This is a genomic window from Ramlibacter sp. MAHUQ-53 (assembly GCF_052600055.1).
Genome location: NZ_JBQWTS010000013.1, coordinates 37,464 through 64,279, shown reverse-complemented (window position 1 = coordinate 64,279; position 26,816 = coordinate 37,464). Strand labels below are relative to the sequence as shown.

The 26,816-nt window shown below is 70.3% G+C and carries 16 protein-coding genes and 1 riboswitch; of the genes, 8 read left to right on the top strand and 8 right to left on the bottom strand.

Going from position 1 to position 26,816, the window contains the following annotated elements; translation table 11 throughout:
* The coding region (locus ACT80S_RS17340; protein WP_377418151.1) for a beta strand repeat-containing protein at positions 1-3,006 on the bottom strand (3,006 nt) is incomplete at its 3' end.
* Positions 3,007-3,340: 334 nt separating this feature from the next.
* On the opposite strand from ACT80S_RS17340, the gene ACT80S_RS17335 reads away from it, so the two are divergent.
* Positions 3,341-4,051: a response regulator transcription factor gene (locus ACT80S_RS17335; RefSeq protein ID WP_377418149.1), complete on the top strand. Its 711-nt coding sequence runs from the start codon at positions 3,341-3,343 to the stop codon at positions 4,049-4,051.
* Between the two features lie 21 nt (positions 4,052-4,072).
* Here ACT80S_RS17335 and metF read toward each other — a convergent pair whose 3' ends face one another.
* The 4 genes from metF to ACT80S_RS17315 form a co-directional block, all read right to left on the bottom strand.
* Positions 4,073-4,897, bottom strand: coding sequence for a methylenetetrahydrofolate reductase [NAD(P)H] (gene metF / locus ACT80S_RS17330; RefSeq protein WP_377418147.1), 825 nt, complete (start codon positions 4,895-4,897; stop codon positions 4,073-4,075).
* Between the two features lie 43 nt (positions 4,898-4,940).
* Positions 4,941-5,684 carry a TlyA family RNA methyltransferase gene (locus tag ACT80S_RS17325; RefSeq protein ID WP_377418145.1) on the bottom strand — a complete coding sequence of 248 codons (744 nt, stop codon included), beginning with the start codon at positions 5,682-5,684 and terminating at the stop codon, positions 4,941-4,943.
* 16 nt (positions 5,685-5,700) lie between these two features.
* Complete coding sequence (gene ahcY / locus ACT80S_RS17320; protein WP_377418143.1) at positions 5,701-7,137, bottom strand: adenosylhomocysteinase; 1,437 nt, start codon at positions 7,135-7,137, stop codon at positions 5,701-5,703.
* A 69-nt stretch (positions 7,138-7,206) separates the two neighbouring features.
* Positions 7,207-7,278, bottom strand: a riboswitch (S-adenosyl-L-homocysteine riboswitch).
* Positions 7,279-7,296: 18 nt separating this feature from the next.
* Positions 7,297-7,683 carry a c-type cytochrome gene (locus tag ACT80S_RS17315; protein WP_377418141.1) on the bottom strand — a complete coding sequence of 129 codons (387 nt, stop codon included), beginning with the start codon at positions 7,681-7,683 and terminating at the stop codon, positions 7,297-7,299.
* A 61-nt stretch (positions 7,684-7,744) separates the two neighbouring features.
* Here ACT80S_RS17315 and ACT80S_RS17310 point away from each other — a divergent pair, with 61 nt between their 5' ends.
* The 3 genes from ACT80S_RS17310 (at position 7,745) to ACT80S_RS17300 (ending at position 11,664) form a co-directional block, all read left to right on the top strand.
* Positions 7,745-8,812, top strand: a complete 1,068-nt coding sequence (locus tag ACT80S_RS17310; protein WP_377418139.1) for an ATP-dependent DNA ligase — start codon at positions 7,745-7,747, stop codon at positions 8,810-8,812.
* Between the two features lie 142 nt (positions 8,813-8,954).
* Positions 8,955-10,586 (top strand): peptide chain release factor 3, encoded by a 1,632-nt coding sequence (locus tag ACT80S_RS17305; RefSeq protein WP_377418137.1) that lies wholly within the window; start codon positions 8,955-8,957, stop codon positions 10,584-10,586.
* A gap of 100 nt (positions 10,587-10,686) precedes the next feature.
* Positions 10,687-11,664 carry a tripartite tricarboxylate transporter substrate binding protein gene (locus ACT80S_RS17300; RefSeq protein ID WP_377418135.1) on the top strand — a complete coding sequence of 326 codons (978 nt, stop codon included), beginning with the start codon at positions 10,687-10,689 and terminating at the stop codon, positions 11,662-11,664.
* A gap of 25 nt (positions 11,665-11,689) precedes the next feature.
* Here the strand turns inward: ACT80S_RS17300 and uvrA are convergent, their stop codons facing one another.
* Positions 11,690-17,386, bottom strand: coding sequence for an excinuclease ABC subunit UvrA (uvrA, locus tag ACT80S_RS17295; protein ID WP_377418133.1), 5,697 nt, complete (start codon positions 17,384-17,386; stop codon positions 11,690-11,692).
* Positions 17,387-17,612: 226 nt separating this feature from the next.
* Between uvrA and ACT80S_RS17290 the strand changes: the two genes are divergently transcribed.
* The 4 genes from ACT80S_RS17290 to ACT80S_RS17275 all read left to right on the top strand — a co-directional run bounded on the left by ACT80S_RS17290 (position 17,613) and on the right by ACT80S_RS17275 (position 24,808).
* Entirely contained in the window at positions 17,613-20,573 is a 2,961-nt protein-coding gene (locus ACT80S_RS17290) for a PAS domain S-box protein (RefSeq protein ID WP_377418131.1), read from the top strand.
* A 131-nt stretch (positions 20,574-20,704) separates the two neighbouring features.
* A complete protein-coding gene (locus tag ACT80S_RS17285) occupies positions 20,705-22,417 on the top strand; it encodes a methyl-accepting chemotaxis protein (RefSeq protein ID WP_377418129.1) in 1,713 nt (570 codons plus the stop codon).
* Between the two features lie 35 nt (positions 22,418-22,452).
* Complete coding sequence (locus ACT80S_RS17280) at positions 22,453-23,997, top strand: methyl-accepting chemotaxis protein (protein WP_377418127.1); 1,545 nt, start codon at positions 22,453-22,455, stop codon at positions 23,995-23,997.
* Between the two features lie 112 nt (positions 23,998-24,109).
* A complete protein-coding gene (locus ACT80S_RS17275) occupies positions 24,110-24,808 on the top strand; it encodes a hypothetical protein (protein WP_377418125.1) in 699 nt (232 codons plus the stop codon).
* Positions 24,809-24,920: 112 nt separating this feature from the next.
* Here ACT80S_RS17275 and ACT80S_RS17270 read toward each other — a convergent pair whose 3' ends face one another.
* On the bottom strand, positions 24,921-25,067 hold the full coding sequence (locus tag ACT80S_RS17270; protein WP_377418123.1) for a hypothetical protein: 147 nt from the start codon (positions 25,065-25,067) through the stop codon (positions 24,921-24,923).
* Between the two features lie 76 nt (positions 25,068-25,143).
* Positions 25,144-26,814 carry an MFS transporter gene (locus ACT80S_RS17265; RefSeq protein ID WP_377418121.1) on the bottom strand — a complete coding sequence of 557 codons (1,671 nt, stop codon included), beginning with the start codon at positions 26,812-26,814 and terminating at the stop codon, positions 25,144-25,146.
* Positions 26,815-26,816 lie beyond the last annotated feature (2 nt).

Here is a 26,816-nt window from a genome sequence, read left to right as displayed (position 1 = left end):
GGCCTCGTACGTGAAGCCCGTGGGCGCTCCCGTGGTCAGCCAGGCCACCGTGCCGGCACCGTCCTCGCCGAAGTCATGGCCCAGCGTGCCGCTCGTGTTCGTCGCGTTGGCGTCGTCACCCGTGCCGTCGGGGTTGCCACCCGTCAATGCATCGTCATCGAGCTGCACGTCGCCGTTGGCCGCCACCGACGGGCCGTCGTCCTCGAACACGATCGCCTCGCCGATGCCCACGCTGTCCGAGGCCTCGTCATCGTCCTCGTCGACCACCGTGATCACCGCGTTGAGCTTGCCGTCCAGGTTCACCGCGTCGTCATGGTCCGCGTCGTCCGGGTGGCCCAGCGTCGCGTACTGCGCCACGCTCACCTGCCCACTGGCATTGATGCGGATCGCGAACACCACCGTCCCGGTCTCGCCACCCGTGCGGCCCGTGACCGTGCCGTCGCTCTCCAGCCACAGCGTGATCGCCGCGCCCGCCGTGGTGACCAGGCCCGAGTCGGCCCCCTCGCCTCCCACGATCTCCAGCGTCACCTCGGTCGTGCCAGGAATGTCCGCCCCCACCGACGAGTCCGTGTCCACCAGGTCCACGTCCAGCGCCAGCCCGATCGCCGTGCCGTAGCCCACCGGGAAGGGGTTGGTGAACGGCGGGTCGTCGTCTTCCGCGTTCGCATCACCCGCGTCCACGCCCGCCGACTCGTCCAGCACCACCGAGTTGGCCGTGCGCTCGATCGCCGCCTCGGGCGTGTCGTCGTCCACGTTGATCACCAGCGTGCCATCGGCCGTGTCGTCGTCATCGTCCGTGACACGGTAGTTCACCGTGAACGACACGTTGTTCTCGTCGTCACCCGCCGCATGCGCGATCGGCGCGTTCTGCGTCACGCCATAGGCGCCCGTCGCCGGGTTCAGCGTGAGCGTCAGCACCGTCGTGCCGCCCTGCTTGACCAGCAGGCTGGTCCCATCGGCCTCGTACGTGAAGCCCGTGGGCGCTCCCGTGGTCAGCCAGGCCACCGTGCCGGCACCGTCCTCGCCGAAGTCATGGCCCAGCGTGCCGCTCGTGTTCGTCGCGTTGGCGTCGTCACCCGTGCCGCCGGGGTTGCCGCCCGTCAATGCATCGTCGTCGAGCTGCACGTTGCCGTTGGCCGAGACCGACGGGCCGTCGTCCTCGAACACGATCGCATCGCCGATGCCCACGCTCTGCGTTGCGACGTCATCATCACCATCCTGCTGCGTGATGACCGCATCGAGCTTGCCGCTGAGGTCCACCGCATCGTCGGGGTCCGCGTCGTCCGGGTGGCCCAGCGCCGCGTACTGCGCGACATCGACCAGGCCGTCGGCGTCAATCCTGATCGCGAAGATCACCGGGCCCGCAGCGCTGGTCGTGCGGCCAGTGACCGTGCCGTTGGCCTCCAGGTAAAGGTTGATGCCGACACCCGCGGCAGTGACCAGGCCGGACGACGCACCCGAGCCGCCGACGATGGACAGGCTCATCGCCGCGGGCGGCGCATTCTCGGAGTCAGCGCCCGTGGAGGTGGTCGCCGTCACCAGGTCCACGCCAACGACGGCGCCGATCGGGTCGCCGTAGGCGCCCGTGAACGGGTCGGCCACCGGCAGCGAGTCGTCGTCCTCGGCGTTGCCGTCGCTGCCATCCAGCCCCTGCGACTCGTCGAGGGTGATGCCATTGAGCGTGCGCTCGATGGAGGCGGTGGGCGCGTCGTCGACGAAGGCCAGGACGCCCAGCTCCCGGGTCGCGAACGAGCCCGTGTCGATGGAGAACGCGCCGATGTCGAAGGAAGCGTCGAGGTTACCGTTGGCGTTGCCGAGGTTTTCGACCAGGAGGCGGTCATGGAGGGAAGCCGTCGTGTACCGGACCACGTCGCCTGCTTCCACGCCGGTGAGCTTCAGCGTGCTGCCCGAGAAGTCCGCCGTGATGCCATTGGAGGAGGTGGCGCCACCTTCCGAGAAGTTGATCACGAGCGTACCGCGGGTGATGGTGACGCTCGAGATATTGATCGTGTCGTCGTTCCCGTAACCCGGGATGAAACTCGCCCCCTTTTCCGTGTTGTCACCATTGAGTTTCGCGGTCAGCAGGAGCGTGGCCCCCTTCGGCGGCTGCAACTGGACCACGGTGAACGTGGCCGCGTCGACCTGGTAGTACTCGTTGAACTGGATGTTGGCCGCGACGTCCGCCTCATTCTGGTCGAGGTTGGGAACCGTGTAGGTCGTGGTCGGGCCCTTGACGAAGGTGAAGTACATGCCTTCACCCGGATCGATCATCTGGTTGTTGGTGCCGATGGTGGTGGTGCCACCGGCATTGCCCGTGTTGACCGTGTCACCGCTCGACAGGCTTCCTGTGGTCGCCGGGCTCCTGCCGGTCACGACGATGGCCACTTCCTCTGTGGACGGCGAGCCATCACCGAACATCAGGAACAGGTTCTGGCCGGCCGGCGCGCCCGCGAGGGAGAAGTTGGTCGTCGTGTCGACCGCGATGTTCAGCGCGTCGGCAAGCTGCACCACGTCGTTCGCATCGGTCCCGTCAGGGTGCTTCAGCGGCTCGTACTGCTGCAGCCACAGCTTGGCCGACGTGGCGCCCACGTCGGTACCGTCCGTGCTGTTGACCCCGGTATCGAGGAAGGCGATGAAGACGATGGTGCCGCTAGCCGTCTTGCCGATGATGGCGTTGTTGTCGAAGGTGGAGGTGTAGAGGAGGACCGCCTCCCCGGTGAGCGTGAGCAACCCGGTGGGATCGCCGTCGTAGGGGGTGCTGTCGTCGGCCACGAAGCCGATGTCGCTCACGGCGCCGGTGAACGTGGTGATGGCGGTCCCGGTGGTGTTGGCCGTGGTCGCGCCATAGAGCGCGGTGGAGGTCGGGGTACCGCCCCCAGGCGCCTCCTGGCTCAACAACTGTGCAAATCGGTCCGGAATCTGGGCGGTGGTGTCGTAACTGGTGACACCACCTTGCGTTGCGTTCTGCGTGCCGGAGCTTTCGTCGACGGCAATGATCGTGGCCATGGCTGTCCCTCTTCTCGTGTCGCAGCCAATCAGGGGCCGGCCGCATCGCCCGCCAGACCACGTCGCAGCGTTGTCGCCTAGGCGTCTTAGGGTGACCCCTTAACGCCGAATTTGTAACAACAGGTCCGGGGAGCGAACGATGCGCCTACATGTGCGGGTGCAGCAATACACCGCTTGGAGTACAGCCAAAGTGTTCTTTTCGGCTTGATTTTTTGCCTTCAGGCGCGGCTTAACCTAAAAAGCATTGATCTCGATCATTGTCATTTTCACAAATGTTTTAAATCGTTAGGTTCCCATCCCTTGCTCGCACCTGATTCATGCCAGAGAGGTACTCGTGGATATCGCCGTTCTCATCGCCTACAACGACCCGGCCCGCGGACGCGAGATCTGCCGCGTGCTGGAATCCATCGCCCGCAGTGAATCCTTCGTGTGCGCGTCGTGCGACCTGGCGCGCCTGCTGGACGATGCCTCCCACCTGCGGCCCGACATCGCCATCGCCGAGATCCCCGAGGGGGAGCTCGTGGAGCGCACGCTGCGCCAGCTGCGGCGCGTGAGCCCGGGCACCCGCGTGCTGCTCGCCGCCGAAGTCGCCACGCAGGACCTGGTGATCGGCGCCATCCGCGGCGGCGCCGCGGGCATCCTGGAAGGCATCCCGGATCCGGACGACGTGGCCCAGGCCCTGGCCGCCGTGCAGGCCGACGGCGCCTGGTACGACCATGAACTGCTCTATCGCACCCTGCACCAGTGCCTGAGCACACCGCATGCGGCCGCCCCCACGGCCACCGGCGGCGAGAACCGGCTCACCGCGCGGGAAGAGGAGATCCTGACCCTCGCAGGGGACGGCCTGAGCAACAAGGAGATCGGCCGCCAGCTCGCGATCAGCGACACCACGGTGAAGACACACCTTCACCGCATCTACATGAAGCTCAATCGCAGCGGGCGCTACAAGGCCTTCCTGTCGCAGCCAGCGCCGCTCGCGCCCCTGTCCGATCCCTTGCGCCCGGGCCCGCCCGCGCGCGGTTCCGGCTGGGGCCCCCTGTCCTGAGGCGCTCCCCGGCGGAGGCGGTCAGTCCCCCAGCGCGCCGCAGATCGCCAGCACCGCCGCCGACTGGTTCATCGTGTAGAAGTGCAGGCCGGGCACGCCGGCCACCGTGAGCTGCTCGCACAGGCCGGCCACCACGTCGAGCCCGAAGGCCTTGATCGAGGCCGTGTCGTCACCGTAGCTTTGCAGGCGCAGCCGGATCCAGCGTGGGATCTCGGCGCCGCAGGCATCGGAGAACCGCATCAGCTGCGTGGAGCTGGTGATGGGCATGATGCCCGGCACGATCGGCACGTCGACCCCCAGCTTGTACAGGTCGTCGACATAGCGGAAGTAGGCGTCGCTGTTGAAGAAGTACTGCGTGATGCCCGAGTTCGCGCCGGCCTTCACCTTGGCCGCGAAGGCCTCCAGGTCCGACTGCGGCGACTTCGCCTGCGGATGCACCTCCGGGTAGGCCGCCACCTCGAGGTGGAAGTGGTCGCCCGTCTCCTCTCGGATGAAGGCCACCAGGTCGCTGGCATAGCGGAACTCGCCGCCCATGCCGTAGCCCGAGGGCAGGTCGCCGCGCAGGGCGACGATGCGCTGCACGCCGGCCGCGCGGTAGGCCGCCAGGCGCTCGCGGATGCTGGCCCGCGTCTGGCCGATGCACGAGAGGTGGGGCGCGGCGGGCACGCCCTCGCCCATGATCTCGGTGACGGCCGCCAGCGTGCCCTCCTGCGTCGAGCCGCCCGCGCCGAAGGTGACGGAGCAGAACTCCGGCTTCAGCGCGTACAGGGCCTGGCGCGCGGCGCGCAGCTTGGCCGCGCCCTCGGGCGTCTTGGGGGGAAAGAACTCAAGGCTGATGGGAAGCATCGGCTTCTCCTTCTCGCAATTCGAACAATCGGGGAATCGAGGGTCAACCGCCCTGGCGGGCGTGGATGAAGAACTCGCGGTTGCCGTCACCGCCGGCGATCGGGCTGTCGAACCAGCCCGCCACGCGCAGCCCCAGCGACTCGCAGCACACGCGCAGCCTGCGCTCCACCTCGGCGTACAGCGACGCATCGCGCACGATGCCGCCCTTGCCCACCTGCCCCGGCTGCAGCTCGAACTGCGGCTTGGCCAGCATCAGCAGGTCACCGCCCTCGGCCAGCAGCGGCGCCAGCGCCGGCAGCACCAGCGTGAGCGAGATGAACGACAGGTCGCCGGTGATGAAGCCGTAGGCCGCCTCGGGCAGGTCCGCCGCCACGAGGTGGCGCGCATTGATACGCTCCAGGCAGGCGACGCGCGCGTCGCCGCGGATGCGCGGGTGCAGCTGGCCGTGGCCCACGTCCACGCCCACCACGCGGGCCGCGCCCTGCTGCAGCAGGCAGTCGGTGAAACCGCCGGTGGACTGGCCCACGTCCAGGCACACGCGGCCCGCCACGTCGAGGCCGCTGGCGCGCAGCGCGCCGGCGAGCTTGAGGCCGCCGCGCGAGACATAGCGCACCTCGGCGTCGTCGGCCAGCTCGATCTCGCACCCGGCGGGCAGCTCCTCGCCGTTCTTGGCGACAGGCTTCCAGCCCTCGCGCGAGAGCCAGCGCATGCCCGAGGCGATCAGCCGCTGCGCCTGCGAGCGGCTGGTGGCCAGCCCGCGGTCCACGAGCAACTGGTCGGCGCGCATGCCGCTGCCTGCGCGATCAGTAGCGGTAGGTGTCCGGCTTGTACGGGCCCTGCTTGGGCACGCCGATGTAGTCGGCCTGCTCGTCGCTCAGCTCGGTGAGCTGCGCGCCGATCTTCTTCAGGTGCAGGCGGGCGACCTTCTCGTCCAGGTGCTTGGGCAGGGTGTAGACCTTGCCCACGTCGTAGCCCTCGGGGTGCGAGAACAGCTCGATCTGCGCGATCGTCTGGTTGGCGAAGGAGGAGGACATCACGAAGCTCGGGTGGCCGGTGGCGCAGCCCAGGTTCACCAGGCGGCCCTTGGCCAGCAGGATGATGCGCTTGCCGTCCTCGAAGATCACGTGGTCCACCTGCGGCTTGATCTCCTCCCACTGGCACTTGGCCTCGAGGGTCGCAACGTCGATCTCGTTGTCGAAGTGGCCGATGTTGCAGACGATGGCCTGGTCCTTCATCTTCGCCATGTGCTCGTAGGTGATGACCGACTTGTTGCCGGTGGCGGTCACGAAGATGTCGGCCTTGTCGGCGGCCCAGTCCATGGTCACCACGCGGAAGCCTTCCATGGCGGCCTGCAGGGCATTGATCGGGTCGATCTCGGTCACCCAGACCTGGGCCGAGAGGGCGCGCAGGGCCTGGGCCGAGCCCTTGCCCACGTCGCCATAGCCGGCCACCAGGGCCACCTTGCCGGCGATCATCACGTCGGTGGCGCGCTTGATGCCGTCCACCAGCGATTCGCGGCAACCGTACAGGTTGTCGAACTTGCTCTTGGTGACGGAGTCGTTGACGTTGATGGCGCGGAACATCAGCGTGCCCTTGGCCGACATTTCCTTCAGGCGGTGCACGCCGGTGGTGGTCTCCTCGGTCACGCCCAGGATCTGCGCGCTCTTGCGGCTGTACCAGGTGGGATCGACGGCCAGCTTGGCCTTGATGGACGCGAACAGGATGCGCTCTTCCTCGCTGCCGGGGTTGGTCAGGACGCTCGGGTCCCTCTCTGCGCGCTTGCCCAGGTGCATGAGCATGGTGGCGTCGCCGCCGTCGTCCAGGATCATGTTGGGGCCTTCGGTGGCCGAGCCCTTGGGGCCGAACTCGAAGATGCGGTGGGTGTAGTCCCAGTAGTCCTCGAGGGACTCGCCCTTGATGGCGAACACCGGCGTGCCGTTGGCGACGATGGCCGCGGCGGCATGGTCCTGGGTGGAGAAGATGTTGCACGAGGCCCAGCGCACGTCGGCGCCCAGCGCCTGCAGCGTCTCGATCAGCACCGCCGTCTGGATCGTCATGTGCAGCGAGCCGGTGATGCGCGCGCCCTTGAGGGGCTGCTTGGCCGCGAACTCCTCGCGGATGGCCATCAGGCCGGGCATCTCGGTCTCGGCGATGCGGATTTCCTTGCGGCCCCAGTCGGCCAGGGACAGGTCGGCGATGGCGCAGTCGGTCGTGGCTGCGGGCTTGAGGATGGCGTTCATGGGTGGCTCCAAGTCAGGTTCAACTGAAGGCCACGCCAGCCGGGGGAGGAGGCCTCACCGCACGGACAGCGTGGGTGAGCGTCGTTGCAAGAGATGGAATCCGAGCCTCGCACGGGACGTGCTGCAACGCTCCTCGGATGAAGCCCCGATTTTAGCGTGTCAGGGCTTGGCCCCGCGCGCCTCGCGTTTTTTCACCGCCGCCTCGATCCGCGCCAGCGTGGCGGCGTCGGGGTCGGGCCAGTTGCCGCCGCCCTGGCGGGCCATGTAGGCGACCGCCCGGGCGAGTTCCTCGAGGCTCAGGTCGGCGCGGCCGCCCTTGGGGGGCATCTGGCGGATGCCGGTCCAGGCGGTGGCGGTCAGGGCCGGCTGGCCCTCCCGGATCAGGGGTGCCCAGGCCTTGCGGTCCCCCAGCCGGGGGGCCTTGAGCAACCCCTCGCCGTGGCAGGCCATGCAGGCGTCGCGGACGATGGCCTCGCCGGAACGAGGGGCGGACTGGGCGCTGGCGGCCGTGGCGGCCGCCAGGAGGAGGGCGGGGATCAGGCGCATGACGGGACTATAGTGCGGCGCCCCGGTGCGGGCCGCCCCGGGCCAGTGGTAAAAGCGGGGCATGACCGCAGTGAACATGCCCGCCTCCCCGATCGACCCCATGCTGGCCAAGGTGGCCCCCGCCCTGCCCGAGGGCGACGGCTTCCTCTTCGAGCCCAAATGGGACGGCCTGCGCGCCCTGGTGTTCCGCACGCCCGCGGGCGTGGTGATCCAGGGCCGCGACCTCAAGCCCCTGAACCGCTACTTCCCCGAGCTGGAGAAGGCGCTGTCCGAGCAGCTCCCCAAGGGCTGCATCCTGGACGGCGAGATCGTCGTCTCCGGCCCGCAGGGGCTGGACGCCGAGTCGCTGCAGAAGCGGATCCAGATGTCCGAGTCCCTGATCGGGTTCCTGGCCCGCAAGGCGCCCTCCGCCTTCGTCGCTTTCGACCTGCTGGCCGCCGGCGGCCGCAGCACCATGGCCCTGCCCCTGCAGGACCGGCGCGCCCGACTCGAGCGCCTGCTGGCCGCCGCCAAGTCCCCCCTGCACCTCACCCCCCAGACCGCGGACCGGGCGGTGGCCCAGGACTGGCTGGCGCGCTTCCAGGGCGCCGGCCTCGACGGCGTCATGGCCAAGCCGGCCGACGCGCCCTACCAGCCGGCCAAGCGGACGCAGCTCAAGGTCAAGCACGCCCATACCGCCGATTGCGTGGTCGCCGGCTTCCACTGGCACACCGACCGCCAGGAGGCCGTCGGCTCCCTGCTGCTGGGGCTGTACGACGAAGCCGGCGTACTGCAGCCCGTGGGCACCGCCGCCACCTTCACCGTGGACATGCGGCGCGCGCTGGTGGCCGAACTGGCGCCCCTGCGCGAGAACGCGCTGGAGGGCCACCCCTGGCGCGACCAGGTGCAGACCCCGGAGAACCAGGGCGCCTGGCATGTGGGCAAGGCCCTGCGCTGGGAGCCGCTGCGGCCCGAGCGGGTGTGCGAGGTCAGCTACGAGCACCTGACCGGCAGGCGCTTCCGCGACGCCACCGCCTTCAAGGGCTGGCGCCTGGACAAGCCGGCGCACGCGTGCGGGTTCGACCAGCTGGCCGTGGCGACCCCGGCCGAACTCGGGCAGGTCCTCACGCCCTGGCTCAGGCGGGGCTGAGGCGGGACTCCCGGCGCGGCCGCCCCGCGCCGGCGGCCCGGCGGGATGGGCGCCGGCCAGGGCATCGGCGACAATCGGGGGTTCGGCTGCAGGCGCCCTGCAGTCTCCTGGCAACCTGCCGTCCCGACGGAGTTTCTTCCCTGTGTCCGCCTCACCGTTTGCCGCCGAGACCCGGCGTCGCCGCACCTTCGCCATCATCTCCCACCCCGACGCGGGCAAGACCACGCTGACGGAAAAGCTGCTGCTGTTCTCCGGCGCGATCCAGATCGCCGGCAGCGTGAAGGCGCGCAAGGCCTCGCGCCACGCCACCTCCGACTGGATGGAGATCGAGAAGCAGCGCGGCATCTCGGTGGCCTCCTCGGTGATGCAGATGCTGTATCGCGACCACGTGATCAACCTGCTGGACACCCCCGGCCACAAGGACTTCTCCGAGGACACCTACCGCGTGCTGACCGCGGTCGACGCCGCCCTGATGGTGATCGACGCGGCCAACGGCGTGGAGGCGCAGACGCGCCGCCTGATCGAGGTCTGCCGCCAGCGCAACACCCCCATCATCACCTTCGTCAACAAGATGGACCGCGAGGTGCGCGAGCCCCTGGACATCCTCGACGAGGTGGAGCGCGAGCTGGGCATGCCCTGCGTGCCCATGACCTGGCCGGTGGGCAAGGGCAAGCTGTTCGGCGGCATCATGAACCTGCGCACGAATGCCATGACGGTGTTCGAGTCCGGCAGCGAGCGCCGCCCGCAGGACTTCGAGACGATTCCGCTGGATGACGCCGCCACCCTGCAGGCCCGCTTCGGCGACGAGTACACCGCCGCCGCCGACAGCATGGAGCTGGCCGTGGGCGCCTCGCCCGCCTGGGACCACCCCGCCTTCCTCGACGGCAAGCAGACGCCCGTGTTCTTCGGCTCCGGCGTGAACAACTTCGGCGTGATGGAGGTGCTCGACGCCCTGGTCGACCTCGCCCCTGCGCCGCAGCCCCGCAAGAGCTCGCTGGTGGTGAACAAGCAGCTGGTCGAGAAGACCATCCAGCCCGACGACCCCGGTTTCGCCGGCGTGGTGTTCAAGGTGCAGGCCAACATGGACGCCAACCACCGCGACCGCATCGCCTTCGTGCGCATGGCCTCGGGCAAGTACACGCCGGGCATGAAGCTCAAGGTGCAACGCACCGGCAAGGAGCTGCGCCCGACCTCGGTGGTGACCTTCCTCTCGCAGCGCCGCGAGGCGGTCGATGAAGCCTACGCCGGCGACATCATCGGCTTCACCACCCATGGCGGCGTGCAGCTCGGCGACACCATCACCGATGGCGCCAACCTGCAGTTCACCGGCCTGCCGTTCTTCGCGCCGGAGATGTTCATGACGGTGCTGCTTCGCAACCCGCTGCGCACCAAGCAGCTGCAGCAGGGCCTGGCCCAGCTCGGCGAGGAAGGCGCGATCCAGGTGTTCCGCCCGCAGGCCGGCGGCGCCATGCTGCTGGGGGCCGTGGGCCAGCTGCAGTTCGAAGTGGTGCAGCACCGCCTGAAGGCCGAATACGACGCCGACATCCGCCTCGAGGGCTGCCAGTACACCGGCGCGCGCTGGATCACCGCCGACACGCCCCAGGAGCTGCGCGCCTTCTGCGACGCCTACCCGCAGCGCATGGCGCTGGACGCGGCGGACGCCCTGGCCTTCCTGTGCACTTCGCCCTACGACGTGCGCCTGGCCCAGGAGCGCTTCCCCAAGATCCACTTCCACCCGCTGCGCGAGCACGCGGGCCTGGCGCTGCAAGGCTGATCGCCGCGCCGGGGCAGGCCGCGCCGTCCGGGTGTTCCCGGATTGTTCCCCCGGGGGGCCGACCCTCCAATGCGAGGGTCCGGACCTCCTGGAGACACCGATGCGCCGACGCCTGATCGTCCAAGGGGCCGCTGCCGCGGCGGCCCTTCCCACCCTGAGCGCCCTGCCCGCGCGCGCGCAGTCCGACAACTTCCCGAGCCGGCCGGTCAAGCTGCAGATCGCCTTCCCCGCCGGCGGCCCCACCGACATCACCATGCGCCAGCTGGCCGACAACGCCGGCAAGGTGCTGGGCCAGCCGGTGATCGTGGAGAACAAGCCGGGCGCCGGCGGCACCCTGCCGGCCCAGGCCCTGCAGACGGCGCCGGCCGACGGCTACCTGCTGGCGCAGATCCCGCTGGGGGTCTTCCGCCTGCCCTACACCACCCGCATCACCTGGGACCCGGTCAAGGACATCAGCTACATCCTGAACCTCACCGGCTACGCCTTCGGCATCGTGGTGCCGGCCGACGGGCCGATCCGCACCTGGGCCGACTTCGTGGCCTACGCCCGCGCCAACCCCGGCAAGCTGTCCTACGGCTCCACCGGCACGCTGACCAGCCCGCACCTGACCACCGAGCTGATCGCGCAGCGCCTCGGGCTGCAGCTCAATCACGTGCCATACAAGGGCAGCGCCGACCTGATGCAGGCGCTGGCGGGCGGCCACCTCATGGCCGCCGCCGACTCCACCGGCTTCGCCTCGCTGGTGGCGGCGGGCAAGCTGCGGGTCCTCAACACCTGGGGCGAGAAGCGCCTCGAGAAATTCCCCGACGCGCCCACGCTGCGCGAGCTGGGCCTGGACATCGTGCAGAACTCGCCCTTCGGCATCGGCGCCCCGCGCGGCACGCCGCCCGAGGTGGTGGCGAAGCTGCACGACGCCTTCCGCAAGGCGATGGAGGAGCCCAGCTACGTGCAGGCGCTGACCCGCTACGACATGGTGCCGATGTACATGGGCCCGGCGGCCTATGCCCGGTTCGCGCAGGAGACCTTCGCCACCGAGAAGGCGCTGGTGGAGAAGCTCGGGCTGCTGCGGCAGCCCTGAAGCCCTCCCCCGGTTCGCCGAACGCTCAGGCCCGCGCCAGCACCGGCGCCAGCGCCAGGCCGGTGTGCGTGCCCAGGCGCACCACCTCCTCGGGCGGCGCGCTGGCCACCACGCGTCCGCCGCCGGTGCCGCCCTCGGGCCCGAGGTCGACGATCCAGTCGGCCTCGGCGATGACGTCGAGGTCGTGCTCGATCACCACCACGCTGTGGCCGCCGTCCACCAGCCGGTGCAGCACGCGAATCAGCTTCTCCACATCGGCCATGTGCAGGCCCACGGTGGGCTCGTCCAGCACGTAGAGCGTGTGCGGCGCCTTCTGGCCGCGGCGGGTGACGTCGTCACGCACCTTGCTCAGTTCGGTGACCAGCTTGATCCGCTGCGCCTCGCCGCCCGAGAGCGTGGGCGAGGGCTGGCCCAGCGTGAGGTAGCCCAGGCCCACGTCCTTGAGCAGCTGCAGCGGGTGGCTGATGGAGGGCATGGAGGCGAAGAATTCCACCGCCTCGTCCACCTCCATCTGCAGCACGTCGCCGATGCTCTTGCCGCGCCAGGTGACCGCCAGGGTCTCGGGGTTGAAGCGGGCGCCGCGGCAGGACTCGCACGGCACCTTCACGTCGGGCAGGAAGCTCATGGCGATGGTGCGCATGCCCTGGCCCTCGCAGGTGGGGCAGCGGCCCTCGCCGGTGTTGAAGGAGAAGCGGCCGGGGCCGTAGCCGCGGGCGCGCGCCTCCAGCGTATCGGCGAACAGCTTGCGGATGGTGTCCCAGAAGCCGATGTAGGTGGCGGGGCAGGAGCGCGGCGTCTTGCCGATGGGGGTCTGGTCCACCTCCAGCACGCGGTCCACCCCCTGGTAGCCGTCGAGCGAGCGGCAGTCCAGCCAGCCCGGGCGCTCGCCGCGGTCGTCGGCCTCGCGGCCGGCCTTGGTGCTGCGAAGCTGCACGGCCTGCTGCACGTTGTGCAGGAGCACGTCGCGCGCCAGGGTGGACTTGCCCGAGCCCGAGACGCCGGTGACGGCGACCAGGCGCTGCAGCGGCACGTCCACATCGACACCCTGCAGGTTGTGGAGGTCCGCGCCCCGCAGCTGCAGGTGGCGCTCGCCCGGGCCGCGCCGCGGCTTGAGCGGGTGCTTCATCGCGTGCAGCAGGTAGCGGCCGGTGAGCGAGTCGGGGTTGGAGGTGACCTCCGAGGCCGAGCCCTGGGCCACCACGCGGCCGCCGCGCTTGCCGGCGCTGGGGCCGATGTCGATGATGTGGTCGGCGCGGCGGATGGTGTCCTCGTCGTGCTCCACCACCACCAGGGTGTTGCCCTTGTCGCCCAGCTTGTGCAGGGCGTTCAGCAGGATCTGGTTGTCGCGGGCATGCAGGCCGATGGTGGGCTCGTCCAGCACGTAGCACACGCCCTGCAGGTTGGAGCCCAGTTGCGCCGCCAGGCGAATGCGCTGGGCCTCGCCGCCCGAGAGCGTGGGCGCGCCGCGGTCCAGGGTCAGGTAGCCCAGGCCCACCTCCTCCAGGAATTCGAGCCGGCTGCGGATCTCGGGGATCAGGTCGCGGGCGATGCCCTGCTCGCGGGTGGAGAGCGCGTTGCCGGCCTGCAGGCCCTCGACCCACTGGCGCACGTCGATCACCGACAGGGCCGCGATCTCGGCGATGCCGATGCCGTTGAACTTCACGCTGCGGGCCTGCGCATTGAGGCGGGTGCCGGCGCAGGTGGGGCAGGTCTCGTCGCTCACGTCCTCGACCTCGGGCTCGGCGAAGGTCTGCTCGCGGCCCTTGTTGTCCTCGGCCTGCAGGGTCTCGTCGTAGGCGCGGCGCTGCTCCTTGGTCAGGCGCACGCCGGTGCCCACGCAGTCGGGGCACCAGCCATGCTTGCTGTTGTAGGAGAACAGGCGCGGGTCCAGCTCCGGGTAGGAGGTGCTGCACACCGGGCAGGCGCGGCGGGCCGAGAACACCTCCACCTTCCCGATGTGGTGGTGGTTGCCCAGGCCCATCTCGAAGGCCTCGCGCAGGCCGTCCAGCGGGGCCAGCACGTGCAGCACGCCCTTGCCATGCTCCAGGGCCGCGGCCAGCGCCTCGCGCAGCTGCGGCTCGACCTCCGGCGTGACGGTGAAGTCCGCCACCGGCAGCTCGATGGTGTGCTCCTTGAAGCGGTCGATGCGCGGGAAGCCGGTGGTGGGCAGGAAGTTGCCGTCCACCCGCAGGTGGGTGTAGCCGCGCGCGCGGCCCCACTCGGCCAGCTCGGTGTAGACGCCCTTGCGGTTCACCACCAGGGGCGCGAGCAGGCCGATGTGCTGGCCGCGGTAGCGGGTCAGGAGCTGGGCGGCGATGCTGTCCGGCGTCTGCGGGCGCACCTCGGCGCCGTCCTTCACGCAATGCTGGATACCGAGCTTCACGTACAGCAGGCGCAGGAAGTGCCAGACCTCGGTGGTGGTGCCCACCGTGGACTTGCGGCCGCCGCGCGAGAGCCGCTGCTCGATGGCCACCGTGGGCGGGATGCCGTAGACCGCGTCCACCTCGGGCCGGCCGGCCGGCTGCACGATGCTGCGGGCGTAGGCGTTGAGCGACTCGAGGTAGCGGCGCTGGCCCTCGTTGAACAGGATGTCGAAGGCCAGGGTCGACTTGCCCGAGCCCGAGACGCCGGTGACCACGCTGAACTTGTTGTGCGGGATGCTGACCGTCATCGACTTCAGGTTGTGCTCCCGCGCGTTGACGATCTCGATCGCCTCGGTGCGGCGAGCCTTCACCACCGCCTGCAGCGGGCGGCCCTCCTCGGCCTTCTGCGGGCCGGCGCCCAGCGCATGGTCGTACTCGCGCAGGGCCTGGGCGGTGTGCGAGGTGGGGTGGTTCTTCACCTCCTCGGGCGGGCCCTCGGCCACCAGCAGGCCGCCGGCGTCGCCGCCCTCGGGGCCGAGGTCGATCAGCCAGTCGCTGGCCCGGATCACGTCCAGGTTGTGCTCGATCACCACCAGCGAGTGGCCCGCCTCCAGCAGCTTGCGCAGCGCCCGCATCAGCTTGGCGATGTCATCGAAGTGCAGGCCGGTGGTGGGCTCGTCGAACAGGAACAGCGTGCCCTTGGTGGCCAGGGGCTGGTGGCTGCGGCGGCCGGCCGCCTCGGCCAGGAAGCCGGCGAGCTTCAGGCGCTGCGACTCGCCGCCCGAGAGCGTGGGCACGGGCTGGCCCAGCTTCACGTACTCCAGGCCCACGTCGACGATGGGCTGCAGGGCGCGGATCACGTCGCGGTCATTGGCAAAGAGCTGCGCCGCCTCGCTGACGGTGAGTTCCAGCACGTCGGCCACGTTGAGCGTGCGGGGGCGCAGCTCGCCCACGGCCTGGCGCTCGATGGTGACCTCCAGGATCTCCGGCCGGTAGCGCTTGCCGTCGCAGTCGGGGCAGCGCAGGTAGACGTCGGAGAGGAACTGCATCTCCACATGCTCGAAGCCGGAGCCGCCGCAGGTGGGGCAGCGGCCGTCGCCGCTGTTGAAGCTGAACTTCGCGCCGGTGTAGCCCCGCTGCCGCGAGAGCGGCGCGGTGGCGAAGATCTCGCGGATCGCGTCCCAGGCGCCGACATAGCTGACCGGGTTGGAGCGCGCGGTCTTGCCGATGGGGGACTGGTCCACGAACACCACGTCACCGAGGTGGTCGGCGCCGAGCAGGCGGTCGTGCCGGCCGGCCGACTCGGTGGCCTTGCCGAACTGCCGCAGCAGCGCGGGTGCGAGGATGTCCTGGATCAGGGTGGACTTGCCCGAGCCCGAGACGCCGGTGACGCACACCAGGCGCTGCAGCGGGAACTCGATGGACAGGTCCTGGAGGTTGTGCTCCCGTGCGCCTTCGAGCACCAGGCGCGGCGTGGAATCCGTCACCGCGCGCTTGAAGCCCATGCCGACCTGGCGGCGGCCGCCGAGGTAGGCGCCGGTGAGGGTGTCGGCATGGCGAAGCTGGTCGGTGGTGCCGTCGAAGACGATCTGGCCGCCCTTCTCGCCGGGCGCGGGGCCCATGTCGATCATGCGGTCGGCGGCGAGCATCACCGCCGGGTCATGTTCCACCACCACCAGGGTGTTGCCGGCATCGCGCAGGCGCTTCATGGCCTCGGTGATGCGGTGGATGTCGCGCGGGTGCAGGCCGATGCTGGGCTCGTCGAGCACGAACAGCGTGTTCACCAGCGAGGTGCCCAGCGCAGTGGTGAGGTTGATCCGCTGCACCTCGCCGCCCGAGAGGGTGCGGCTCTGGCGGTCCAGCGTGAGGTAGCCGATGCCCACGTCCACCAGGTACTTCAGGCGGTGGGTGATTTCCTCGAACAGCAGCTTGAGCGCCTGCGCGTCCTCGCCCGCGGGCAGGGCGACGCGGTCGAAGAAGGTCCGCAGCCGGTCGATCGGCAGCAGCATCAGGTCATGCAGCGACAGGCCCGGCAGCGCCTCCAGCTGCTCGCGGCTCCAGCCGGTGCCCACCGGCTGGAAGCGCTTGGCGGGGGCGAGCACCGCGTCGGCATCTTCCCTGGAGCCCAGGCGCCACAGCAGCGGCTCGGTCTTGAGGCGCGCGCCGCCGCAGGTCTCGCAGGGCGTGTAGCTGCGGTACTTGGACAGCAGCACCCGAATGTGCATCTTGTACGCCTTGCTTTCCAGGTACTGGAAGAAGCGCTTGATGCCGTACCACTGCTTGTTCCACTGCCCCTCCTTGAAGCCGGGCGTGCCATCGAGCACCCAGGCCTTCTGCTCGGGGGTGAGCTTGTACCAGGGGGTGTCGCGCGGGATGCCGGCGGTCTCGGCATGGCGCATCAGGTCGTCCTGGCACTCGGCCCAGGCCGGGGTCTGGATCGGCTTGATCGCGCCGGCGCGCAGCGTGAGCTTCTCGTTGGGGATCACCAGGCCCCAGTCCACGCCGATGACGCGGCCGAAGCCGCGGCAGGCCTCGCAGGCGCCCACCGCGCTGTTGAACGAGAACATGGAGGGGATCGGGTCGGCGTAGCGGATGTCGCTGTCCGGGCAGTGCAGGCCGGTGGAGAACCGCCACGCTTCCCAGGCCTCTTCGCCGACCTGGGCGTAGACCGTGAGCCGGCCCGCGCCGCGCTTGAGGGCGACCTCGATCGCCTCGATCGCGCGGATCCGCTCCGTGCCCTGGAGCCGGAAGCGGTCGGCCACCACGTCGAGCACCTTGCGCGGGCCGGTGACCGTGGCCACCTCGCGCTCGGCATGCACCCGGGTGAAGCCGCTGGCGGCCAACCACTGCTCCACTTCCTCGGCGGTGGTGGAGGCGGGCAGTTCGACCGGGAAGGTCACGACCAGGCGCGGGTCGGCTTCCTTCGTGCGGGCCAGCAGGTCTGCGTAGATGGTGTCCGGCGTGTCGTGCCGCACCGGCTGCGCGGTCTGGCGGTCGAACAACTGCGCGGCGCGGGCGAACAGCAGCTTGAGGTGGTCGTTCAGCTCCGTCATCGTGCCGACCGTGGAGCGCGAGGAGCGCACCGGGTTGGTCTGGTCGATGGCGATGGCGGGCGGCACGCCCTCCACCCGGTCGACCGCGGGCTTGTCCATGCGGTCCAGGAACTGGCGGGCGTAGGCGGAGAAGGTCTCCACGTAGCGGCGCTGGCCTTCGGCGTAGAGCGTGTCGAACACCAGGCTCGACTTGCCCGAGCCGCTGGGGCCGGTGACCACGGTCAGCTCGCCGGTGCGCAGGTCGAGGTCGAGGTTCTTGAGGTTATGTTGCCTGGCGCCGCGGATGCGGATCAATCCCTGGGTCATACGGCTCTTGGTTCTGGGTGGGGGCCCGACATTCTAGGAACGCCTCCGCAGGCCCGCCGGCCGGCCGCCCCCGCATCCGGCGGCCATGAATTCTTTTGGATTCACTCCGCGCCTGCGAATCCTCAAGCCGTGCGTAAAAAGGCGGTCATTTGCCCTCTGTTCGGGCCCACGGAAGCTTTCGGCATGCCTATGCTTCAGTCTGCGGACACCCGTCCGCCACCTGCCCATGATCGCTTCCCGCCTGCTGCCCACCCTCCACCCCCAGACCCTGGCCTCCAGGCTGACGGCGCTGGCGGCCGTGGTCTGCCTGGCCCTGGGCGCCATGTGGTGGTTCACGCTGGACCGCGGCGCCCATGAAATGGCGGAGGCCCGCATCGACGAGGCCGAGCGCAACGACCGCCTGGCCCTGGCGCACGAGCAGCAGGTGCACCTGGTGCTGCGCACGCTGGACGAGGCGCTGCTGACGCTGTCCGACGACCGCGAGCTCGTCGAGCGCATGCTGGCCGGCGAGGCCGGGGTGCCGCGCCACCTGGCCCAGCGGGGCCTGCGCATCGGGCTGGCGGACGACCGCGGCCGCCGCGCCGGGGACGACGGCCAGCTGCCCACCGGCTGGACCGAGCGCCTGCGCGCCCACCACCGCAGCGGCGACCCCTGGCAGGCCTATGTCCAGGTGCCCGAGCGGGATGTCACCGGCGAGGGCTGGGTGACCACCCTCTCGCGGTCGCTGCTGGACCGGCAGGGCAACTTCATCGGCGTGGTCTACGCGCGCCTCGACCCCCGCGCCTTCCTCGAGTTCTTCCAGAAGGCGCCGCTGGGCGACAGCGACGTGATCGTGCTGCTCGGAAGCGACGGCCGCAGCCGCGCGCGGCGTACCGGCTCCGACTACAGCTTCGGCGACAGGCTCGGCGACACGCAGGGCAACGCCCCGCTGCGCAAGGAGGTCGCGAACCAGGCCATCGGCCACGCCGTCGCCGACAGCCCGGTGGACGGCGTGCGCCGCTTCTACAGCTGGCGATCCATCGAGAACTATGGCCTGACCGCGATGGTGGGGACCTCCTTTGCCGGCGTCATGCAGTCGGTGGCGGACCGCAATGCCCGCTACCGGTGGACGGCCCTGGCCGTGACCGCGCTGCTGCTCGCCGGCGGCGCCGCGCTGGCCCTCGCCATCGCCCGCCACGACCGGGCGCAGGCTCGCCTGCGCGCCAGCGAACAGCGGCTGGCCGGCATCATCGAGTCGGCGATGGACGCCATCATCACCGTCGACTCGAATCAGCGCATCGTGGTGTTCAACGCTGCGGCGGCCGACATGTTCCGCCGCGACCCGGTCGACACCCTGGGCCAGCCCGTGGGCCTCCTGCTGCCCCGGCGTTTCCGCTCCGCCCACCCGCGGCACATGCAGCAGTTCTCCCACACGCATGCCACGCCCCGCTCGATGGGCCGCGGCGGCCATATCTGGGCGCTGCGCGCGGACGGCCAGGAGTTCCCGGCCGACGCCTCCATCTCCACCATCGAGATCGATGGCCAGCCCCTGTATTCCGTGGTGCTGCGGGACATCACCGCGCGCCTGGCGGCCGAGGCCAAGCTGCGTGACAGCGAGGAGTCCTACCGGCTGCTGTTCGAGAACAACCTGGACGGCCTGCTCCTGGGCGACGACGTGGGCGAGGTCGGCCGCGTCAACCCGGCCGCCTGCCGCCTGCTGGGGCTGACGGAGGCGCAGGTCCTCGAGCGGGGCCTGGAGGTGCTGCGCAGCGAGGAGAACGCGCTGGACCTGGCGCTGGAGGAATGCCGCTTCGCCGGCCAGGCACGCGGCCAGTTCACCGTGGCCCGGCCGGACGGCACCACCGTGCACCTGGAGGCCGCCTTCAGCGCCTGGATGGACAGCGGCGGCCGCCACCGCAGCAGCGTGATCCTGCACGACGTGACCGAGCGCCACCTGGCGCAGGCGGCGCAGGCGGCCCTGGTGAACCAGCTGCGGCAGTCGCAGAAGATGGAGGCGCTGGGCAGCATCGCCGGCGGCATCGCGCACGACTTCAACAACGTGATCGCCGCCATCCTGGGCAACGCCCGGCTCGCGCAGGGCCACCTGGGCGAGGCCGCGATGACCGCGCACTACCTCAAGGAAATCAACAGCGCGGGCTTTCGCGCGCGCGAGCTGGTCAAGCGCATCATGACCTTCAGCCGCAAGCAGCCCGCGGTCTTCGTGCGCCAGCCGCTGGGGCCGGTGCTGCGCGAGGCGGTGGACCTGCTGCGCGCCACCCTGCCCTCGGGCGTGACGATCTCGCTGCGCGGCGAGGACACCCATGCCCCGGTGCGCGCCGACGCGACGCAGCTGCACCAGGTGGTGATGAACCTCGGCACCAACGCCTGGCAGGCCATGGGCCAGCGCACCGGCCGCATCGACGTGGCGATCGAGCGCGAGCCGGACGCGCCCTGGGTGCGCCTGGTGTTCGAGGACAACGGCAACGGCATGGACGCGGCCACCCAGGCCCGCGTCTTCGAGCCGTTCTTCACGACCAAGCCCGACGGCGAGGGCACCGGCCTGGGCCTGTCCGTCGTCCAGGGCATCGTCGAGGCGCACCAGGGGCGCATCTCGGTGACCAGCGCGCCCGGCAAGGGCTGCCGCTTCGAGATCCTGCTGCCCATCGCGCCGCCGGCGGACGGGCGGTTCGACCCGGAGTCCGTGCGCCTGCCGCCCTCGCGCCTGGCGCCGGCGCCGGTCCCCCTGCCGCCGGAGACGGCCCCCGCACCCGCACCCGCACCCGCACCTCGGCCCGAGGCGGCAGCGCCCGAAGGGAGCGGCCGCCACGTGGTGTATGTGGACGACTATGAGGCCATGGTGGCCATGGTCACCGCGGTCCTGGAGGGCCAGGGGTTCCGCGTCAGCGGCTTCGACAGCAGCCCCCGCGCGCTGGCCTTCATCGAGGCGAACGCCGACGACATCGACCTGCTGATCACCGACTACAACATGCCCGAGATGTCGGGCCTGGACCTCACCCGCGCCGCGCGCCGCCTGCGGCCCGGCCTGCCGGTGATCGTGGCCTCCGGCCACCTCAGCGCCGACCTGCGAGCCGGCGCGGCCGAGGCCGGCGTGAACTGCCTGTTCGACAAGCCGGCCGGCATCGACGAGCTGTGCCAGCGCATCGCCGAGCTGCTGCCGTCGGCCGAGGCGCAGACCGATCGCGGATAAGGCCGGTTTCCTGCCGGTTTTCGGCGCTTGGCCGGCGCCGGCCAGGACCTAAGGTGGAGCTCCCCGGAGCTGCAACGTCCCGCAGCCCCCTTGACCACCTTCCTGTCCTTGCGCCCATGAACACCCAGACCATGAAACTCCGCACCCGGCTGGGGCTGGCCTTCCTCGCGATGGTGATGCTGACCATGCTGGTCGGCGGCTTCGCGATCAGCCGCCTCGCCCAGGTCAATGCCGGCACCGTCGAGATCGGCACCAACTCGCTACCCAGCATCAAGGCGCTGGGCGACCTGCGAGCCAACGCGAACCAGATTCGCCGGGTGGAAGCCGACCATCTCCTGTCCAGCGACCTCCCCGAGATGGACGGGCTCGAGAAGCGCCTGGCCGACCTCAAGGCCTCCTACGAGACCAAGCTGCGCGATTACGACCGCCTGGTGGCGTCGCCCGCCGAGCGCGAGGCCTACGAGGCCCTGCGCAAGCAGACCGCGACCTACTTCGAGATCCAGCCCAAGGTCATCGCGGTGTCGCGCGGTGGCGACAAGACCCTCGCCGAGGCCAAGGCCCTGTTCCGCGGCGACTCGCGCGCCGCCTTCAACGCCCTGGTCGGCGAGATCGGCAGGCTCGTAGAGGTCAATGACAAGGCCTCGGACGCAGCCGTCGCCGCGGCCGCCGCGGCCTACCGCTCCGCCATCGTGTGGAGCGTGGCCATGATCGTCCTGGCCATGGCCGTGGCCGCAGTGCTGGGCGTGTGGATCGTGCGCAGCATCACGCGCCAGCTTGGCGCCGAGCCCGCCGAGGCCGCCGCCCTGGCCCGCCGCGTCGCCGACGGCGACCTCAGCGCCCCCATCACCCTGCGCAACGGCGACTCCGCCAGCCTCATGGCCGCCCTCAAGCGCATGCAGGACAGCCTCGCGGCCATCGTCCACAACGTGCGCTCCGGCGCCGAAGGCGTGGCCACCGCCAGCGCCCAGATCTCCCAGGGCACCACCGACCTGTCCAGCCGCACCGAGGAACAGGCCAGCGCCCTGGAGCAGACCTCCGCCTCCATGAAGGAGCTGGCCTCCACCGTCGAACAGAACGCCTCCAACGCCCAGCAGGGCTCGCGCCTGGCCAGCGACGCCTCCGGCGTCGCCCAGCGCGGCGGCGAGGTCGTGCGACAGGTCGTCGAGACCATGAAGGGCATCAACGACTCCTCGCGCCAGATCGCCGACATCATCTCCGTCATCGACGGCATCGCCTTCCAGACCAACATCCTGGCCCTCAACGCCGCCGTCGAGGCCGCCCGCGCCGGCGAGCAGGGCCGCGGCTTCGCCGTCGTCGCCGGCGAGGTGCGCACCCTCGCCCAGCGCAGCGCCGAGGCCGCCAAGCAGATCAAGGACCTCATCACCACCAGCGTCGAGCGCGTGGGCGAAGGCAGCGCCCTGGTCGACCAGGCCGGCACCACCATGGGCGAGGTCGTCGACGCCATCCAGCGCGTGTCCGACCTCATGGCCAGCATCTCGCGCGCCTCCACCGAGCAGAGCGCCGGCGTCGCCCAGATCGGCGAGGCCGTCAACCAGATGGACACCACCACCCAGCAGAACGCCGCACTCGTCGAGGAAAGCGCCGCCGCCTCCGACAGCCTGCGCTCGCAGGCCGGCCAGCTGGTGGAGACGGTCGCCGTGTTCAAGCTGGGCACCGCCTCGCGCGCCCCGGCTCCCGCCGTGACGGCGCCCACCGCCGCCCCGGCCAAGGCCCCGGCCGGCAACGTGGTGCGCCCGAGCTTCAAGCCGCGCCCGGCCCCCGCCGCGGTGCCGGCCGCTGCCCCGGCCGCGACCGGCACCCACGACGAGTGGAACAGCTTCTGACACCCGCCGGGTAGCACGCCATGCGAAGCAACGCCATGACACTCGGCCAGCGCCTGGGCCTGGCCTTCACCCTGATGCTGGGGCTGACCCTGGGGGTGGGCGGCCTCGGCGCCGAGCGGCTGTCGCGCGTGAGCGCCAGCGCGGCGGAGACCGACGCACGCTGGCTCCCGCGCATCAACGCGGTCAACGACCTGCGCACCGCCGCCAACCGCATCCGCCGCACCGAGGCCGACCACGTGATGGCGGCCACGCCCGCGCAGAAGGCCGACATCGAAAAGCGCCTGGCCGGCTTCAACGCCGACTTCCTGAAGAAGGACAAGGCCTACGACGACATCGCCGCGCCGGGCGAGGAACGCGCCGGCTTCGAGGCCTACGCCCGTGACCGCGCCCGCTACCTCGCGGCGCAGGACAAGCTGCTGGCGCTTTCGCGCGACGGCGCCGGCGATGCCGCGAGGGCCTTGTACGACGGCGAGTCGCGCGCCGCCTTCGACGCCATGATCGTCGACCTGCGCACGGTCGCCGCGGTCAACGAGAAAGGCTCCAAGGCAGCCGCCGCCACCGCGCGCGACACCTACGCGCAGGCGCAGCGCTGGCTGCTGGCCATGCTGGTCCTGGCCATCGCGATGGCTGCGGTGCTGGGCGTGTGGATCGTGCGCGGCATCACGCGCCAGCTCGGCGCCGAGCCCGCCGAGGCCGCCGCCCTGGCCCGCCGCGTCGCCGACGGCGACCTCAGCGCCCCCATCACCCTGCGCAACGGCGACTCCGCCAGCCTCATGGCCGCCCTCAAGCGCATGCAGGACAGCCTCGCGGCCATCGTCCACAACGTGCGCTCCGGCGCCGAAGGCGTGGCCACCGCCAGCGCCCAGATCTCCCAGGGCACCACCGACCTGTCCAGCCGCACCGAGGAACAGGCCAGCGCCCTGGAGCAGACCTCCGCCTCCATGAAGGAGCTGGCCTCCACCGTCGAACAGAACGCCGCCAACGCCCAGCAGGGCTCGCGCCTGGCCAGCGAGGCCTCCGGCGTCGCCCAGCGCGGCGGCGAGGTCGTGCGACAGGTCGTCGAGACCATGAAGGGCATCAACGACTCCTCGCGCCAGATCGCCGACATCATCTCCGTCATCGACGGCATCGCCTTCCAGACCAACATCCTGGCCCTCAACGCCGCCGTCGAGGCCGCCCGCGCCGGCGAGCAGGGCCGCGGCTTCGCCGTCGTCGCCGGCGAGGTGCGAACCCTCGCCCAGCGCAGCGCCGAGGCCGCCAAGCAGATCAAGGACCTCATCACCACCAGCGTCGAGCGCGTGGGCGAAGGCAGCGCCCTGGTCGACCAGGCCGGCACCACCATGGGCGAAGTCGTCGACGCCATCCAGCGCGTGTCCGACCTCATGGCCAGCATCTCGCGCGCCTCCACCGAGCAGAGCGCCGGCGTCGCCCAGATCGGCGAGGCCGTCAACCAGATGGACACCACCACCCAGCAGAACGCCGCACTCGTCGAGGAAAGCGCCGCCGCCTCCGACAGCCTGCAGTCGCAGGCCCGCAACCTGGTCGGCGTGGTCTCGGTCTTCCGCCTCGCGGCCACCTGAACCGGGGGCCTTCCCGGCCGTGGAGACTCAGCCGGGAAAAAGTTTGAAACAGGTGATGGCGGCCGTGGCCCGGCCTCCTATCGTGGCGCCTCCCGAAACAAGGAGGAATTCCATGAGGTTTTTCACGCTGTTCGTCCTGGCCGGCCTGTCCGCGGCCTTCACGGTAGGGGAGGCCCTCGCGGCGCCCCCCTTCGATGCCGCGGCCGGCCTGCCGCCCGGGCTCGCGCGCAAGCGCGAGGGCACGCCGGTCGCCAGCCCCAACCGCATGCCCGCCTCGCAGCTGGCGGGCGCGGCCCGCCCGCCCCTGGTGGCGCCGCCGGCGGAGGGCGCCGCCGGCCTGCTGCTGGTGGACCGCACGGGCCGGCCGGTCGGACGGGCCCATCCCGGCTTCCTCACCCACGAGCCCCTGGTGGTCGCCCGGGTCAACGGCCTGAGCACGGTCATCGCCGGGCTGGCGCCCGACATGCGCTGCGACGGCACGCGCTGCCACTACGGCGACAGCCTGGCCTGGGGGACCAACGCACCCCTGATGCTGGTGTACCGCCGCCCCGACTGCTCGGGCACGCCGGAGGTCTCCGTGCACCCCAGCGCGGCCGGCTTCGACGCCATCGCCTTCGCGGTGGACGAGCCCGAGGGCCGCTTCATCTACCTCGCCCGCAACCGTCCGCAGGACAGCTGGATCCGCTCGTGGCGCCTGCCCGGCGAGGCCGGCTGCCAGCGCGACGACACCGGCTACGCCGAGTACACCCTGCCGCTGGAGGCGGTCTACCCGGCCGCCCTGCTGGGCGCGCCGCCCCTGCGCTGGCGCTGAGCCTGCGCCGTCGGCGCGGTCGCACCGGTCGAACCGCCGCGCCGGCGGCCCACGAAGGCCGCACACAAAAAAGCCGCGCCCTCGGGCGCGGCTTTGTCGTTGGGGCGGTGCCTTACTTCGAGGCGGCGGGTGCCGGCTCATGGGCCGTGGTCTCGGTGCCGTGCTTCTCGCCGCCCATGTCGAGGTTGTCCCCCCCCTTCATGATCACGAACAGGGCCAGGGCGGCAAAAACGATGAAGCCGACAAAGATCTTCCACATGGTGTTCTTCTCCAGAGTTTGAAAGCAGACTCCAAAGGGCCGCCTCGCGGCGGCCCTTCAGGCTTTGCTATCGCGTTCAGTCGTTGGCGTAGATGTCCACGTCCTTGGTCTCACGCACGAACAGCAGGCCGATCACGAAGGTGGCGGCAGCGATCACGATGGGGTACCAGAGGCCGTAGTACATGTTGCCGTTCTGGGCGACCATCGCGAAGGCGATGGTGGGCATCAGGCCACCGAACCAGCCGTTGCCGATGTGGTACGGCAGGCTCATCGAGGTGTAGCGGATGCGGGTCGGGAACAGCTCCACCAGCATGGCGGCGATCGGGCCGTAGACCATGGTCACGTAGATCACCAGGATCGACAGGATGATCACGATGGTGGCCTTGTCGACCTTGGCCGGGTCGGCCTTGGTGGGGTAGCCGGCGGCCTTGAGGGCGTCGGTCACTTCCTTCTTGAAGGCGGCGATGGCCTTGGCGCTCTCCTCGTCGAACTTGGAGTTCACGACCTTGGCGACGGGCGCCACGATTTCCTTGTCACCGATCTTGACCTTGGCCGGGCCGGCTTCGGCAGCCACCGCGTTGTCATAGGACACCGAGTTCTGGGCCAGGAAGCGCTTGGCGATGTCGCAGGACTTGGTGAAGTCGATCTCGCGAGCCACCGGGTTGCCCTGGAAGGAGCAGTCGCCCTTGGCGGCGGTCACCACGATCTGGTTCTTGGCTTGCGCGGCGGCCAGGTCGGGGTTGGCCGCGTTGGTCAGCATCTTGAACAGCGGGAAGTAGGTCACCACGGCGAGCAGCAGGCCGGCCAGGATGATGGGCTTGCGGCCGATCTTGTCGGACAGCGCGCCGAACACCACGAAGAACGGGGTGCCGATGATCAGCGACAGGGCGACCAGGATGTTGGCGGTGGCGCCGTCGACCTTCAGGACCGAGGTCAGGAAGAACAGGGCGTAGAACTGGCCCGAGTACCAGACCACGGCCTGGCCGGCGACGAGGCCGAACAGGGCGAGCAGCACGATCTTCAGGTTCTTCCACTGGCCGAAGGACTCGGCCAGGGGGGCCTTGGAGGTCTTGCCCTCGGCCTTCATCTTCTGGAAGGCGGGGGACTCGTTCATCGTCAGGCGGATCCAGACCGAGATGGCCAGCAGCAGGATCGAGACAATGAAGGGAACGCGCCAGCCCCAGTCGGCGAAGGCGGCCTCGCCGATCGCGGTACGGGTGCCCAGGATCACCATCAGCGACAGGAACAGGCCCAGCGTCGCGGTGGTCTGGATCCAGGCGGTGTAGGCGCCGCGGCGGCCGTGCGGGGCGTGCTCGGCGACGTAGGTCGCGGCGCCGCCGTACTCACCGCCCAGGGCCAGGCCCTGCAGCATGCGCAGCACGATCAGGATGACGGGAGCGGCCACGCCGATGCTGGCGTAGGTCGGCAGGATGCCCACGATGAAGGTGGACAGGCCCATCAGCAGGATGGTCACCAGGAAGGTGTACTTGCGGCCGATCATGTCGCCGAGGCGGCCGAACACCAGCGCGCCGAAGGGTCGCACGATGAAGCCCGCGGCGAAGGCCAGCAGCGCGAAGATGAACGCGGCGCTGGGGTCCAGGCCCGCGAAGAACTGCTTGGCGATGATCGCGGCGAGCGAGCCGTACAGGTAAAAGTCGTACCACTCGAACACGGTGCCGAGCGACGAGGCGAAGATGACTTTCTTCTCCTCCGAGGTCATCGGCCGGATTTCGGCAGAACTTGCCATGG

Bases quoted from the DNA above. Each gene is read 5' to 3' on its own strand.
- metF (WP_377418147.1), bottom strand. From the start codon at position 4,897: ATGCTTCCCATCAGCCTTGAGTTCTTTCCCCCCAAGACGCCCGAGGGC.
- ACT80S_RS17325 (WP_377418145.1), bottom strand. From the start codon at position 5,684: ATGCGCGCCGACCAGTTGCTCGTGGACCGCGGGCTGGCCACCAGCCGC.
- ahcY (WP_377418143.1), bottom strand. From the start codon at position 7,137: ATGAACGCCATCCTCAAGCCCGCAGCCACGACCGACTGCGCCATCGCC.
- ACT80S_RS17315 (WP_377418141.1), bottom strand. From the start codon at position 7,683: ATGCGCCTGATCCCCGCCCTCCTCCTGGCGGCCGCCACGGCCGCCAGC.
- ACT80S_RS17310 (WP_377418139.1), top strand. From the start codon at position 7,745: ATGACCGCAGTGAACATGCCCGCCTCCCCGATCGACCCCATGCTGGCC.
- ACT80S_RS17300 (WP_377418135.1), top strand. From the start codon at position 10,687: ATGCGCCGACGCCTGATCGTCCAAGGGGCCGCTGCCGCGGCGGCCCTT.
- uvrA (WP_377418133.1), bottom strand. From the start codon at position 17,386: ATGACCCAGGGATTGATCCGCATCCGCGGCGCCAGGCAACATAACCTC.
- ACT80S_RS17290 (WP_377418131.1), top strand. From the start codon at position 17,613: ATGATCGCTTCCCGCCTGCTGCCCACCCTCCACCCCCAGACCCTGGCC.
- ACT80S_RS17285 (WP_377418129.1), top strand. From the start codon at position 20,705: ATGAAACTCCGCACCCGGCTGGGGCTGGCCTTCCTCGCGATGGTGATG.
- ACT80S_RS17280 (WP_377418127.1), top strand. From the start codon at position 22,453: ATGACACTCGGCCAGCGCCTGGGCCTGGCCTTCACCCTGATGCTGGGG.
- ACT80S_RS17275 (WP_377418125.1), top strand. From the start codon at position 24,110: ATGAGGTTTTTCACGCTGTTCGTCCTGGCCGGCCTGTCCGCGGCCTTC.
- ACT80S_RS17270 (WP_377418123.1), bottom strand. From the start codon at position 25,067: ATGTGGAAGATCTTTGTCGGCTTCATCGTTTTTGCCGCCCTGGCCCTG.
- ACT80S_RS17265 (WP_377418121.1), bottom strand. From the start codon at position 26,814: ATGGCAAGTTCTGCCGAAATCCGGCCGATGACCTCGGAGGAGAAGAAA.